This is a genomic window from Streptomyces sp. BE20, from assembly GCF_036322525.1.
Lineage (GTDB): Bacteria > Actinomycetota > Actinomycetes > Streptomycetales > Streptomycetaceae > Kitasatospora.
Genome location: NZ_JAQYWW010001016.1, coordinates 71,641 through 85,063 on the forward strand (window position 1 = coordinate 71,641; position 13,423 = coordinate 85,063).

The 13,423-nt window shown below is 74.9% G+C and carries 13 protein-coding genes; 4 read left to right on the forward strand and 9 right to left on the reverse strand.

The features are described from left to right. Positions 1-95: 95 nt before the first annotated feature. Genes PUR61_RS26950 through PUR61_RS26970 form a run of 5 tightly spaced genes read right to left on the reverse strand, consistent with a single transcriptional unit; the run spans position 96 to position 5,562 of the window. Positions 96-1,043, reverse strand: a complete 948-nt coding sequence (locus PUR61_RS26950) for an ABC transporter ATP-binding protein (RefSeq protein WP_329882010.1) — start codon at positions 1,041-1,043, stop codon at positions 96-98. Next, entirely contained in the window at positions 1,040-2,074 is a 1,035-nt protein-coding gene (locus tag PUR61_RS26955) for an ABC transporter ATP-binding protein (RefSeq protein WP_329882011.1), read from the reverse strand. The genes PUR61_RS26950 and PUR61_RS26955 overlap by 4 nt, the downstream gene beginning before the upstream one ends. Further along, positions 2,071-3,051, reverse strand: a complete 981-nt coding sequence (locus PUR61_RS26960) for an ABC transporter permease (protein WP_329882012.1) — start codon at positions 3,049-3,051, stop codon at positions 2,071-2,073. Before PUR61_RS26960 ends, PUR61_RS26955 begins: the two co-directional genes overlap by 4 nt. After that, positions 3,038-4,006 carry an ABC transporter permease gene (locus PUR61_RS26965; RefSeq protein WP_329882013.1) on the reverse strand — a complete coding sequence of 323 codons (969 nt, stop codon included), beginning with the start codon at positions 4,004-4,006 and terminating at the stop codon, positions 3,038-3,040. The genes PUR61_RS26960 and PUR61_RS26965 overlap by 14 nt, the downstream gene beginning before the upstream one ends. Continuing rightward, the gene (locus PUR61_RS26970) at positions 4,003-5,562 is read right to left on the reverse strand and encodes an ABC transporter substrate-binding protein (RefSeq protein WP_329882014.1); all 1,560 of its coding nucleotides are present in this window, start codon (positions 5,560-5,562) and stop codon (positions 4,003-4,005) included. Before PUR61_RS26970 ends, PUR61_RS26965 begins: the two co-directional genes overlap by 4 nt. 327 nt (positions 5,563-5,889) lie before the next feature. Here PUR61_RS26970 and PUR61_RS26975 point away from each other — a divergent pair, with 327 nt between their 5' ends. Beyond that, positions 5,890-6,501, forward strand: a complete 612-nt coding sequence (locus PUR61_RS26975) for a TetR family transcriptional regulator (protein WP_329882015.1) — start codon at positions 5,890-5,892, stop codon at positions 6,499-6,501. 61 nt (positions 6,502-6,562) lie between these two features. Here the strand turns inward: PUR61_RS26975 and PUR61_RS26980 are convergent, their stop codons facing one another. Then, positions 6,563-7,393 (reverse strand): GntR family transcriptional regulator, encoded by an 831-nt coding sequence (locus tag PUR61_RS26980; RefSeq protein WP_329882016.1) that lies wholly within the window; start codon positions 7,391-7,393, stop codon positions 6,563-6,565. Positions 7,394-7,627: 234 nt separating this feature from the next. Here PUR61_RS26980 and PUR61_RS26985 point away from each other — a divergent pair, with 234 nt between their 5' ends. Both PUR61_RS26985 and PUR61_RS26990 read left to right on the forward strand, forming a co-directional pair. Further along, the gene (locus PUR61_RS26985) at positions 7,628-8,410 is read left to right on the forward strand and encodes a tyrosine-protein phosphatase (RefSeq protein ID WP_329882017.1); all 783 of its coding nucleotides are present in this window, start codon (positions 7,628-7,630) and stop codon (positions 8,408-8,410) included. Then, positions 8,407-10,194, forward strand: a complete 1,788-nt coding sequence (locus PUR61_RS26990) for a glycoside hydrolase family 3 protein (protein WP_329882018.1) — start codon at positions 8,407-8,409, stop codon at positions 10,192-10,194. The genes PUR61_RS26985 and PUR61_RS26990 overlap by 4 nt, the downstream gene beginning before the upstream one ends. Positions 10,195-10,374: 180 nt before the next feature. Here the strand turns inward: PUR61_RS26990 and PUR61_RS26995 are convergent, their stop codons facing one another. From PUR61_RS26995 to PUR61_RS27005, 3 genes are all read right to left on the reverse strand, one after another. Then, the gene (locus PUR61_RS26995) at positions 10,375-10,731 is read right to left on the reverse strand and encodes a hypothetical protein (protein ID WP_329882019.1); all 357 of its coding nucleotides are present in this window, start codon (positions 10,729-10,731) and stop codon (positions 10,375-10,377) included. Between the two features lie 61 nt (positions 10,732-10,792). Beyond that, the gene (locus PUR61_RS27000) at positions 10,793-12,049 is read right to left on the reverse strand and encodes an RNA polymerase sigma factor (protein WP_329882020.1); all 1,257 of its coding nucleotides are present in this window, start codon (positions 12,047-12,049) and stop codon (positions 10,793-10,795) included. Continuing rightward, positions 12,046-12,414, reverse strand: coding sequence for a YciI family protein (locus PUR61_RS27005; RefSeq protein ID WP_329882021.1), 369 nt, complete (start codon positions 12,412-12,414; stop codon positions 12,046-12,048). Before PUR61_RS27005 ends, PUR61_RS27000 begins: the two co-directional genes overlap by 4 nt. 206 nt (positions 12,415-12,620) lie before the next feature. On the opposite strand from PUR61_RS27005, the gene PUR61_RS27010 reads away from it, so the two are divergent. After that, positions 12,621-13,265 carry a dihydrofolate reductase family protein gene (locus tag PUR61_RS27010; protein WP_329882022.1) on the forward strand — a complete coding sequence of 215 codons (645 nt, stop codon included), beginning with the start codon at positions 12,621-12,623 and terminating at the stop codon, positions 13,263-13,265. Positions 13,266-13,423 lie beyond the last annotated feature (158 nt).

Sequence of the window (13,423 nt, forward strand, 5' to 3'; positions counted from 1 at the left end):
CGTGCCCGGGGCCGAGGTTGTGGCGGACGCGGCCGGGGGAAGCCGCAGGCCGGGCGCCGGCGGGGCCCCGGGGCGGTCTCCCGGGCGAGCGGCGCTCAGGGCAGCAGCGGACGGTGGCAGGCGACCGTGCGCCCGGGCGCGACCTCCCGCAGCTCCGGCACCTCGTCGGCGCACCGGGCGTCGGCGAACGGGCAGCGGGTGCGGAAGCGGCATCCGGAGGGCGGGTCCAGCGGGGACGGCGGGTCGGCGGGGAGCAGGCCGGTCTCCCCGAGCGGGCGGCCGGGTTCGGGGACGGCGGCGAGCAGGGCCGCGGTGTAGGGGTGGGCGGGGGCGGCGAGCACCTCCTCGGTGGGGCCCTGTTCGCAGAGCCGGCCGAGCTGGAGCACGGCGACGTCGTCGCTGACCGCCCGGACGACGCCCAGGTCGTGCGAGATGAACAGGCCGGCGAGGCCGCGTTCCTCGGTGAGCCGGCGGAGCAGGTTGAGGACGGTGGCCTGGGCGGAGACGTCGAGCGCGGAGACGGCCTCGTCGGCGATCAGGACGCGCGGTTCGGCGGCGAGTGCCCGGGCGATGGCGACGCGCTGGGCCTGGCCGCCGGAGAGCTGGCCCGGCCGGCGGTCGCCGAACAGGCCGATCGGCAGGCCGACGGCGTCGAGTTGCCGCTCCACCACCTCCGCGCGGTGCCGGGCCGGGTCCGGGTGGGCGTCCAGCGGTTCGGCGACCAGGTCGCGGACGGTGCGGCGCGGGTTGAGCGAGGAGATGGGGTCCTGGAAGACCATCTGCATCCTCGGCCGCAGGGCCCGCAGTGCGCGCGGGGCGAGGGCGGCCAGGTCGGTGCCGTCCAGGGTGACGGTGCCGGTGGTGGGCGGGGGCAGCCGGAGCAGGGCCTTGGCGATGCTGCTCTTGCCGGAGCCGGACTCGCCGACGAGGGCGAGGGTCCGGCATTCGTGGAGCGCCAGGTCGACGCCGCTGACGGCGTGCAGCGGTCCGGAGCGGGTGCGGTGGACCACCGAGAGCCCGGTGGCCCGGAGGACGGCGGTCATGCGGCGCTCTCCGTGGCGGTCGTGGCGGGTGCGGCGGTCACGGTCTTCTCCAACGGGGTGAGCGGGAAGTGGCAGGAGGCGGTCCGCCCGGGACCGGCCCGGTGGACCGGTGGCGCGTCGGTCGTGCAGACCGTCTCCGCGCGCTCGCAGCGCGGTGCGAACGGGCAGCCGGGGAGCGGCCGGGAGAGGTCCGGCGGTGAGCCGGGGATGGCGGGGAGGGTGCGGCGCAGCGGCCCGGTGACCCGCGGCACCGAGCGGAGCAGCGCGGCGGTGTAGGGGTGGGCGGGGCGTTCGGTGACGGCCTCGGTGGGTCCGGTCTCGACGACGCGTCCGCCGTACATGACGGCGATCCGCCGGGCCCGTCCGTAGAGCAGGCCGATGTCGTGGGTGATCAGGAGGGTGGCGAGGCCGCGGTCCTCGCGGTGCCGGTCGAGCAGGTCGAGGACGGTGCGCTGGACGGTCACGTCGAGTGCGGTGGTGGGTTCGTCGGCGAGCAGCAGGGCGGGCGAGCCGGCCAGGGCGGCGGCGATGCCGACGCGCTGGCGCAGGCCGCCGGAGAGCTCGTGCGGGTACGCGCGGGCGCGCCGGGCCGGGTCGGGGACGTCGACCGCGGCGAGCAGTTCGGTGGCGGTCTCGCGGCGGGCCCGGCGGGAGAGCCGGCGCCGGTTGGTGAGCGACTCGGTGACCTGGTCGGCGATCCGGACGACCGGGTTGAGGGAGGTCATCGGGTCCTGGTGGACCATGGCGACGCCGGTGCCGAGGAGTTCGGCGCGCCGGGCGGGGGCGGCGGTGAGCAGGTCCTCGCCGTCGAGGAGGACCTGTCCGGTGGAGGTGACCCTGGTGGTGCGGGGGTGGATGCCGAGGACGGTCCGGGCGAGCACGGACTTGCCGGAGCCGGACTCGCCGACCACGCCGAGGCACTCGCCGGCGTCGATGGTGAGGTCGATGCCGTGCAGGACGTGCAGGGCCCGGCCGTCGGGGGTGTGCAGGGTGGTGTCGAGCGAGCGGACCTCCAGGACCGGGGCGGTCATGTGCGGCTTCCCTTCGAACGGAGCTGCTCGCCGAGGTAGTTGAGGGCGAGGACGGTCAGGCAGAGCACCGCCGCGGGGGCGAGCGAGATCCACGGTGCGCTGCCGAGGGTGGTCCGGCCCTCGGCGATGATGCCGCCCCAGGAGGGCTCCGGCGGGCGGAGTCCGAAGCCGAGGAAGCTGAGCGAGCCCTCGGCGACGATGGCGACGGTGGTGGCGGTGAACGCGAAGGTCAGCGCGATGGGCGCGACGTGCGGCACGACCTCGCGGCGCAGGATGCGCAGCGGCGCGGTGCCGATCATCCGGGCGGCCTGGACGAAGCCGCGCTCGCTGAGCGAGAGCACGACGGCGCGCACCACGCGGGTGAAGTGCGGCACGGTGAACAGGCCGATCAGGGTGCCGATCACGGCGAGGCCGGGGCCGCGCAGGGCGACCACGATCATCACCAGGATCAGGGTGGGCACGGACATCAGCAGGTCGGTGACGAAGCCGATGGCCTTGTCGACCGGGCCGCGGAACCAGCCGGCGGCCACCCCGAGGGCCCCGCCGCCGAGCAGGCCGACGGCGATGGTGAGGCCGGCGACGGCGAAGGAGGCGCGGGCGCCGGCCACGGTGCGCTGGAACACGTCGCGCCCGGCGGCGTCGGTGCCCAGCCAGTGGCCGGGGCCGGGTGCGGCGGACGGGTGGGCGAAGTCGCCGTGCAGCGGGTCGAAGCCGGGCAGCAGTGGCAGCAGCAGGGCGGCGAGCGCGACCAGGGCCAGCCAGGCGCCGGCGGCGATCACTCCGGCGGACGGCCGCCGCCGGGCGCTGCGCGGCAGGTCCTTGCGCGGGTGGCCTCTGCCCGGGCGGGCGGTCGCCGGGGCGGCGGGCCCGGCGCCGGTGGCCGTCGCGAGCTCCGCCGCGGTCACGGCATCGGCGCCGGTCACGGCGTGGGCGGTGGTCACGGCATCGGCGCCGGTCACGGGTTCAGCGGTGGTCATGGGCGATCCTCGGGTCGATCGTGCGGTACAGCAGGTCCACCGCGAAGGTGGCCGCCACCACGGCGACGGCACTGACCACCACCACCGCCTGGACCACCGGGAAGTCGCGTCCGTTGATGGCCCCGGCGGCCAGGCTGCCGACGCCGGGGACGGCGAACAGCGACTCGACCAGCACCGAGCCGCCGAGCGACGTCCCGATGCCGATGCCGACCAGGGTGACCAGCGGCAGCGACGACGGGCGCAGGGTCCGCCGCAGCAGCAGGCGCGCGGTGCCCATGCCCCGGCTGCGCGCGGCGGCGACGTAGGTCTGGTCGAGGGTGTCGATGAGCTGGCCGCGCAGCGTGCGGGTGAAGACGGCGGCCTCGGTGAGGCCGAGGGTGAGCGCGGGCAGCACCAGGTGGCGCAGGTTGTCGAGCGGGTCCTCGGTGAACGGGGTCCAGCCGGTGGCGGGCAGGATCCGCAGCTGGACGGCGGCGATCCAGATCAGCAGCAGGCCGAGCACGAAGCCGGGCACGGCGAGCCAGACGAAGGCGCCGGCGGTGGCGATCCGGTCGACCGCGCCGCCGGGCCGCCAGGCGGACCAGAGCGCGACCGGCAGGGCCAGGCCGAGCGCCACCACCTGGGCGGTGACGAAGAGTTCGAGGGTGACGGGGATGCGGTCGGCGAGTTCGGTGGTGACGGCGGCGCCGGTGGAGAGCGAGTGTCCGAGGTCGCCGTGCAGGGCGTCCCCGATCCAGCGCCAGGTGGCGGTGAGGACGTTCTCGTCGAGGCCGAGCGTCGCCTCGTACGCGGCGACCTGTTCGGGGGTGGCGGTGGGGCCGAGCGCGGCGAGGGCGGGGGAGCCGGGCATCAGGTGCGGCAGCGCGAGCGCGGCCACGGTGACCAGCAGCAGGACGGCGCCGGCCCGTCCGGCCTGCCCGGCCCACCCGGCGACGCGCAGGGTCCGGGCTGTCACTTCTTCACCCACAGGGCGGCGGGGGAGACGCTGACGACGGTCCGCTTGGAGACGTCGGGCAGGCCGCCGGTCTTGGCGGAGGCGAGGAAGCCGACCGGGTTCTCGGTGAGGAAGAGCATCGGGGCCTCGTCGACGACGGCCTGCGCGGCCTCCTGGTAGGAGCGGGTCCGCCGGTCCTGGTCGAGGGTGGCGCGTCCGGCGGCGATCGCCTGTCCGGCGACGGGGCTGTTCCAGCCGGTGAAGTTGTAGGGGGCGTTCGTCCCGTAGAGGCTGGCCAGGGCGGTGTCGGTGTCGCCGAAGAGGCTGGTGACGAAGTCCATGACCTGGAACTGGCGCTGGTACATCGCGGTGCCGAGGCTCGCGGAGTCCATCGGCTTGATGGTCATCTTGATGCCGGCCTCGGCGAACATCTGCTGGAGCACGGTGGCGCGCTGCTGGCCCTCGGGCCGGTTGTCGACCAGGTACTCGAAGGCGAGGTCCGGGTGCCCGGACTCGGCGAGCAGGGCGCGGGCCTTGGCCGCGTCGTGCGCGGGGTAGGCGGCGGCGCCGCGGTAGGGGGAGGTGGAGCCGATCGGGCCGTCCGAGACCTTGCCCTGGCCGAGGTAGACGATCTTCTCGACCGCCTCGCGGTCCACCGCGTACTGGACGGCCTTGCGCACCTTCGGGTCGTCGAAGGGGGCGGCCTTGGTGTTGAACAGGACGGTGGAGGTGGAGCCGGGGCCGGTGGTGGCGCGCAGCCCGTCGCCGGCGGCCTGCTTGTACTGGGCGGGCGTCTCGGTCCAGATCAGGTCGGCGTCGCCGGAGCGCAGCGACTGGTAGCGGCTGTCGGAGTCGGGCAGCACCTTGTAGACCAGCTTGTCGGCGTGGCCCTTGGCGCCCCAGTAGGAGGGGTTGCGGGCGAGGGTGACCGAGACGCCGGGCTGCACGCTCTCCACCGTGTACGGGCCGGAGCCGACGGCGGGGCTGTCGGCGGCGGCGGGCGCCTCGGACACGTAGCCGAGCGAGCGGGTGAACAGGTTGGGGAAGGCGGCGTTGGGCGCCTTGAGGGTGAAGACGACGGAGGTGGGGGAGTTGACCGCCATCCCGCCGATGGCGGCGGCGTCGGCGGCGCACGCGCACTTGGCCTCGGGCTTGGAGAGGCGGGTGACGTGGTCGACGACGGCCTGGCCGTCGAGCGGCTTGCCGTCGCTGAAGGTGACGCCCTCGCGCAGGTCGAGCGTCCAGCCGGTGGCGTCGGCGTTGGGGGTGAAGGACTTCGCCAGGTGGGGCTGGACGGCGCCGTTGTCGCCGTTGATCATCAGCGGGTCGTAGAGCGCGTTGGTCAGGATCATCATGGGCATCGACGTGAGGGCGGAGTCGGCCGGGTCGAGCTTGGCGAAGGGGCGGTCCAGACCGATCTTCAGGGTGCCGCCGTCGACGGCCGGGCCGTCGACGGCCGCGGCCTTGGTCGCGCCGTCGCCGGAGACCGTGTCGTCGGAGGCCGAACAGGCGCCGGCGGTGAGGGCGAGGGCGGCCGTGCAGGCCGTCGCCACCAGAACGTGCGTGTGCCGCTTCATGGTTTCCCGTGCTTCCTCGGAGGGGGGGAGGGGTGGCGAGGGGCGGACGCCGGGGTTCCGGTCGTCGCCGCGTTCGTCACCGAGGACGTCGCCGGGGACCACCTTTCGGAAGTGGCACAACTGCCAATTGGCAGTTGTGCAAACTTCGCGTGACGAACTGCCGACGACTTCGCGCTCGCCTTGAGCGAGCCGCGTCCGCCGTGATTGCGTACGGACGAGGCCGTATGCGGTACGGCAGTTGACGGGAACGACCGACACGCAGGACGCCCGGGGGAACCGGGCGCGACGAGGGGCGAGCAAGGTATGCAGGGGCAGGGGACGGACACCGTGGCGGCGAGTGGGGCCGAGACCGGGCTGCGCGACCGCAAGCGGGCGCAGACCCGGCAGGCGATCCGGACAGCCGGGTTCGACCTCTTCGAGGAGCAGGGCTTCGAGGGCACCACGGTGGACCAGATCTGCCGGCGCGCGGACGTCGCCCACCGCACCTTCTTCCGCTACTACGCGTGCAAGGAGGCGCTGCTCTTCGGCCTGGACTTCGGTCAGGTGGTGCTGGACGCCTTCGCGGCGGCGCCGGCCGGGCTGGGACTCTGGGCGGCCTTCGAGCACGCCGTGCGGACCACCGACGGGCAGTTCGAGGAGCCCGCCGAGCACACCGCGCGGCGCCGTGCGCTGCGCCGGCGCTTCATCGACATCCGGACCGTGCACGACTTCGCGGTGATCCAGATCGACGTCCTCGCGCAGCGGGCGGTGGTGATCGCCGGCGAGCGGCTCGGCGTCGATCCGGCCGTCGACGTCCGGCCGCAGGTGCTGGGCGCGGCCCTCGCCGGGATGACCCGGCCGCACGTCATGTCCCCCGGCACGGCGAACCCGATGGAGGTCTGGGCGCAGGCGTTCCGCGAGCTGGTCGGGCCGGGCGGCGCGGCGGGGGACCCGCGGTGAGCCCGGGCCCGGCGGGGCCGGACCCGCCGCGGCGCCGGGCCTACGCCTCCGGGCGCCGGGCCTACGCCTCCGGGCGGCGGGCGGACCCGCCCGCGCCGTCCCGGTCGCGGAAGTGCATCACGAACCGCGCGCTGCTGCCGTCGATCCGCCGCCGGACGTACAGCGCGGGCGTGCCGTCCGGTGTGCAGCTGACGCCCTCGCGGACCAGCAGCGGGGTGCCGGCCGGCACCCCGAGCAGCTCCGCGTCGGCGAGGTCCGCGCCGATCGCGCCGAACGCCCGCCAGTCGTACTCCAGTTCCACCCCGGCGGCCCCGGCCAGGGCCGGCACCATGTTGCCGGGGCGGCCCGGCCGGACCAGCTCGGCGGGCAGCGGCCCGGCCGCGACCCAGTAGCTGCTGGCCACCCGGGGCCGGCCGCCGAACCGGATCACGGTGTCCACCCGGGCCAGTTCGCCGGGCTGTCGGCCGAGCTGCCGGGCGGCCTCCTCGTCCTCGGCCGAGCCGGCCACCGGAGGGGCGGCGACCACGAACTCCCCGTCCGGGTCGGTGCCCTGCGGTGGCCGGGTGTCCGGTGCGGGCGGGGCGTCCATCGGCAGCGAGCCGTGCACGCTGCCGAGGTCGACCCGCTGGCTGGCCGGGTCGACGGTGATCGAGATCCGGACGGCCGGCGGGCGGGCGAAGGTCCCCACGCCCCGGCGGATCTCCAGCACGGCCGCCCGCTCCAGCTCGGCCACCGCCTGCCGGACGGTCAGCCGGTTGACGCCGAACTCCGCGCTGAGCTCGGGCTCGCTGGGCAGCCGGGCGCCCGCCGGGTACGTGCCGGCGTCGATCCGCTCCTGGAGCTGCCGGGCCAGTCGGCGGTACAGCGGGGTGTCGCTTCGGTGCGTTGCCACGCGGCAGATCCTACGGAGCCGGGCGGCGCGCGGGCGGCCTGTGGGCGCCGTCGGCCTGTGCGGCGGCCGGGTTGGTCCGATGTTCATCCTGTCGTCGCTTGCCCTGCACCGGGCTCGACCGGTAGACATCTAGACATCTAGATGTCCTGCCCCGAGGTTCCGGGCACCGCTCCACCGCCGGGTTCCCCCGGCCGCACACCCCGCTCCACCGTCCTCCTTCGAAAGGCCCCTCCCATGTCCCTGGTGAACTTCCGCGACCCCGCCGCCCTCGCCGACCCGGACGGCCACTGGGTCCGCCCCGGTGCGCTCTACCGCTCCGCCCAGCCGTACCCGGCCGCCGACCCCGTCACCGTCGAGCTGCTGACCGGCTCCGGCATCCGCACCGTGATCGACCTGCGCGGCGACGCCGAGGCCGATCCGGCCGACTGGGCCGCGGCAGCGGCGGCCGGGATCGAGATCGTCGAGGCGCGCATCCAGCCCACCAACCCGGCCCTGGAGGCGTCCATGCGGGAGATGACCACCGCCGCCGACCTCGGCGCCTTCTACCTGCTGATGGCCGAGTCCGCCCCCGCGTCGGTCGCACGCGCGGTCGAGGCCGCCGCCCGCCCCGGCGGCGCGCTGCTGCACTGCGCCGCCGGCAAGGACCGCACCGGCCTGCTGGTCGCCCTGCTGCTCGACCTGGTCGGCGTCCCCGCCGAGGAGATCGTCGCCGACTACGCCCGCACCAACGAGGCGCTGACGCAGATCTTCGAGATCCTCGCCGAGCGCAACCGCAGCGCCCTGAACGACTACCACGCGGGCTCGCTCACCGTGCCCGCGCCGCTGCTGGAGGCCCCGGCCGGTGCGATGGTCGCCTTCCTGGAGCTGGTCGCCGCCCGGTACGGCGGCACCGAGGGCTTCCTCGCCCACTGCGGCGTGGAGGCCGCCACCATCGAGACCTTCCGCGCCAAGGCCGCCGCCCCCGCCGCTCCCGCCACGGCTGCTTCCGCCACCGCCGGTGCGGAGGCCCTCGCATGACGGCCCGGCTCCGCCACCACGACGGCACCCCGTTCCGGGACCTCAACCACAACGGCACCATGGAGCCCTACGAGGACCCGCGGCTGCCCGTCGAGGAGCGCGTCGCCGACCTGCTCGGCCGGATGACCCTCGCCGAGAAGGCCGCCCTGATGTGCCACGGGCGGATGCTCCCCGGAGGCCACGGCCCGTTCCCGTCCGGCGACCACCTGATCACCGAGCGCGGCCTGACCGCCTTCGGCATGATGGCCGTGCCCGACGCCCGCACGATGGCCGAGTGGAACAACCACGTCCAGGACCTCGCCGCCGCCGGCCGGCTCGGCATCCCGGTCACCCTCGCCTCCGACCCGCGGCACGGCTTCACCGAGAACCCGGCCACCGCCTTCACCGGCGGCGGCTTCTCCACCGGCCCCGAGCCGATCGGCCTCGCCGCCACCGACGACCCGGCCCTCGTCCGGGAGTACGCCGAGCTGATCGGCCGCGAGCTGCGCGCCGTCGGCATCCGGCTCGCCCTCCACCCGATGGCCGACCTCGCCACCGAACCGCGCTGGGCCCGGATCAGCGGCACCTTCGGCGAGGACGCCGACCGCGCCTCCCGGACCATCGCCGCCTACATCCGGGGCCTCCAGGGGGAGCGGATCGGCCCGGACAGCGTCGCCTGCATGACCAAGCACTTCCCCGGCGGCGGGCCCCAGTTCCGGGGCGAGGACTCGCACTTCGCGGCCGGGCGCCGGCTCGTCTACCCGGGCGGCGCGTTCGAGCAGCACCTGCGCCCCTTCGAGGCCGCGTTCGAGGCCGGTACCGCGCAGATCATGCCCGCCTACGCGATCCCGTCCGGCAGCGGGCTGGCCGAGGTCGGCGCCAACTTCAACCACGACGTCATCACCGGTCTGCTGCGCGGCACCTACGGCTTCGACGGTGTCGTCTGCACCGACTTCAACGCGATCACCGGCATGGACGTCCCGGGCATCGTCAGCCTCCCGCCGCGCCACTGGGGCGTCGAGGAGCTGTCCGTGCCCGAGCAGGTCGCGCTGACGCTGGACGCCGGCGCCGACCAGCTCGGCGGCGAGACCGACCCGGAGCTGATCCTGACCGTGGTCCGCTCCGGCGCGGTGAGCGAGGCCCGGATCGACGAGTCGGTCCGCCGCATCCTGCGCGACAAGTTCCGCCTCGGCCTGTTCGACGACCCGTACGTGGACGCGGACGCCGCCGCCGAGCTGGTCGGCACCCCGGACGGGCGCGCGCTGGGCCGCCGGGTGCAGGCCCGCTCGCTGGTCCACCTCGCCGGGCAGCCGCTCGACGGCGGCGGCCGGCTGTACGTCGAGGGCGTGGACCGGGAGGTCGCCGCCCGCTACGGCACGGTCGTCGACCGGCCGGAGGACGCCGACGTCGCGGTGATCCGGCTCGCCACGCCGTACGAGAGGCGCGAGGGGCTGCTGGAACAGGCGTTCCACTCCGGCTCGCTGGAGTTCGAGCCGGCGGAGGCCGCGCGGCTGGCGGAGCTGGCCGGCGCCCTGCCCACCGCCTTCGTCGCGCAGCTGGAGCGGCCTGCCGTGCTGACCCCGCTGGAGCCCCGTGCGGCCCTGCTGGTCGGTGAGTTCGGTGCGGCCGACGAGGTGGTGCTGGACGCGGTGTTCGGCCGGGTCCCGATGACGGGCTCGCTCCCGTTCGACCTGCCGCGCTCGGACGCCGCCGTCGAGGCCGCCCGCGAGGACGTCGCCTTCGACACCCGCGACCCGCTGTTCCGCTGCGGCCACCCGACCGCCCCGCGGGGCACGACCGCATGACGGGGGCCGCGGCCCGACGGAGCGGGAGGCCGGAGCCGCCGGCCTCCCGCTCCGGTACGCCCGGAGCGGGCAACCGCCGCCGGCTGCCGCCGGCTTGTCCGCGGGGTCCTCCTCGCCCCCGGCTGCGCAGCCGTCCGCCGGCGGCGCCCGAGGATCGCACTGACCTGACTGCCCTGCGGGTCACGCAGGGCCGGATTTGCGTTCGGTCAGTTCGTAGAGCTGACGGTCCGGCGCTCGGAAGTGCAGGTAGCGCTCGCGTTCGTTCTCGCCGATCGGCCCCACGTCGACGCCCGCTTCGCGCAGATCTGCCGCCGCGGCGTCGAGATCGTCCACGAGGAAGCCGACGGACCGGGGTGTGTCCCCCATCCCGCCGGGCGAGGCCACGGCGAAGGTCGAGCCGTCGGGCAGTTCGAACAGGTCGGCCTCGACGCCTTCCACCTGGAGACGGGGCAGCCCCAGGGTGTCGCCGAGGAAGGCGGCCATCCGGGAGCGATGGGGCGTGGACGTGCCCGCGAAGACGAGGCCGAGGATGCGCATGCCGTCATGCTCCCGCGCGCCCACCACCCCGGCGACTGATTTGTTCGAGTCCCGGCGGCGTTCAGGGTGTCCTCCCGGGCCGGTCCAGTCGGGCGGCGCGGGTCTCCAGGTAGTGGCGTTCGGTCGGGCTGGTGGTGCCGAGGGCGGCGCGGTGGTAGTGCTCCCGGGCTGCCGGACGGTCGCCGGCCCGCTCCAGCAGGTGCGCGCGGACGGCGTGCAGCCGGTGGTGGTCCGTGATCCGGTCGTCCGCGGCCAGCTCGTCCAGCAGGGCGAGGCCGGCCCCCGGTCCGTCGATCATGGCGACCGCCACCGCCCGGTTCAGGCCGGCCATCGGGTTCGGCGAGATCCGTTCCAGGATCTTGTAGAGCGTGTTGATCTGACGCCAGTCGGTCTCGTCGGTGCTGGGTGCCTCGTCGTGCAGCGCGGCGATGGCGGCCTGCAGCTGGTAGGGGCCGAGGGCCGAGCGGGTCATCGCGTCGGTGACGAGCGCGACGCCTTCGGCGATGCGGCCGCGGTCCCAGCGCGAGCGGTCCTGCTCGTCGAGCGGGATCAGCTCGCCGTCCGGTCCGGTGCGGGCGGTCCGGCGGGCGTCGGTGAGCAGCATCAGGGCCAGCAGGCCGGCCACGGCTCCGTCGTCCGGCAGCAGCCGGTGCAGCAGCCGGGTCAGCCGGATCGCCTCGGCGGCCAGGTCGTCGCGGCGCAGCCGGTCGCCGGAGCCGGCGGTGTAGCCCTCGTTGAAGATCACGTACAGCACGTGCAGCACGACCCGCAGGCGCTCGGCCCGGTCCTGCCCGACCGGCATGGTGAACTCGCTGCCGGTGGCCCTGATCCGCTGCTTGGCCCGGCTGATCCGGGCCGCCATGGTCGGTTCCGGCACGAAGTGGGCGCGGGCGATCTCCGCGGTGGTCAGTCCGCCGACCGCGCGCAGCGTCAGCGCGACCTGCGAGGCCGGAGTCAGCGCCGGGTGGCAGCAGAGGAACAGCAGGGTCAGCGTGTCGTCCCGGTCGGCCGGGGTGTCCTCGCCGGGGCCGGGCGCCGTCCGGTCCGGCTCCCGGGCGGCCACCGAGTCCTCGCGCCGGCGCCGGGCCTGTTCGCTGCGGATCCGGTCGACGAGGCGGCGGCCGGCGACCGTGGTCAGCCAGCCGTGCGGGTTGTCCGGGACGCCCTCGGCCGGCCAGCGCGTCGCCGCGGCGATCAGCGCCTCCTGCACGGCGTCCTCGCTCAGGTCGAACTGCCCGTACCGGCGCACCAGCGCGCCGAGGGCCTGCGGCGCGAGCGCACGCAGCAGGCCCTCGACGGTGGCGCGGGAGGCGCTCACGCGGTCGGGCCGCCGGAGAAGACCACCTGGCGGACCTCGATGCCCAGGCCGTTGACCCGGGCGTCCGGAATCATCGCGGCCAGCTCCAGCGCGCGGTCCCGGCTCGCGACGTCGACCAGGTAGTAGCCGCCCAGGAACTCCTTGGCCTCCAGGTAGGGGCCGTCGGTGACGACCGGCACACCGCCACGGACGCGGACCACCGAGCTCTGGGACGGGTCGGCCAGCGCCCCGGTGTCGACCATCTCGCCGGACTCGCGGATCGTCGTCATGAAGGCGCCGTGGCCGTCCATGATCTCCCGGCGCTCGGCGTCGGTCAGTTCCTCCATGATGGCCGGGTCGATGTGCATGATCAGCAAGAACTTCATGTCCAGCTCCTTACCGTCGTGGTGCCCGGTCGGGCCCCGTCACCGGGTGGTCGTTGCGGGCCGACCGCCCTTGACGTTCCGGCGGTGCGTTCAGTGGATCAGGTGATTCTGCCGATACGGGTCAAGATCCGTCGACCGGCTCCGACCTCACGGTGACGGCCCGTCCGGAGGGTCGCACCAAGTTGTCACGACGACAGGAGGGCCACGTGGTCCAGCTACTGAGAGTCCAGAACTTCAACGTCTCCGCCGACGGGATCGGCGCGGGCGAGGACCAGACCTTCGAGCGGCCGTTCGGGCACGTCGATCCCGGGCGGCTGTTCGCCTGGGCCGGCGCCACGGCGAGCTGGCCGATGCGCACGGACCCCGGGGGCAGCCGGGGCCTCGACGACTACCTCACGCGGGACTACGCCCGCAACATCGGCGCCGAGATCATGGGCCGCAACAAGTTCGGCCCCCAGCGCGGGCCCTGGCGCGACCACGAGTGGCGCGGCTGGTGGGGTGACGAGCCGCCGTTCCGTACCCCGGTGTTCGTCATGACCCACCACACACGGCCTTCGTTCACGCTTGCCGACACCACGTTCCACTTCGTCGACGCCGACCCCGCCACCGTCCTCGCACAGGCCCGGGAGGCGGCCCGGGGCAAGGACGTCCGACTCGGCGGCGGGGCGACCACCATCCGGCAGTTCCTCGACGCCGACCTCGTCGACACCCTGCACGTGGCGGTCTCGCCGCTGACGCTCGGGTCCGGCGTGCGGCTCTGGGACTCGCCCGACGAGCTGCTCGACCGGTTCCACCTGGACGTCGTCCCCAGCCCGAGCGGGGTGACGCACCACCTGTTCTGGCGGAAGTGACCGCTCCCCGGGCCCGGCCCGGGGCCGCCGCGGGTGGAGTGGGAAGTCGGCCCGGCGGACTTCCCACTCCACCCGGTGGTGACGCGGCGTCTCGCTCGCACCGGGCGAGACGCCGCGACCGCGAGTCCGTTGGCGTCGATCAGAGATCCACCGGAGTC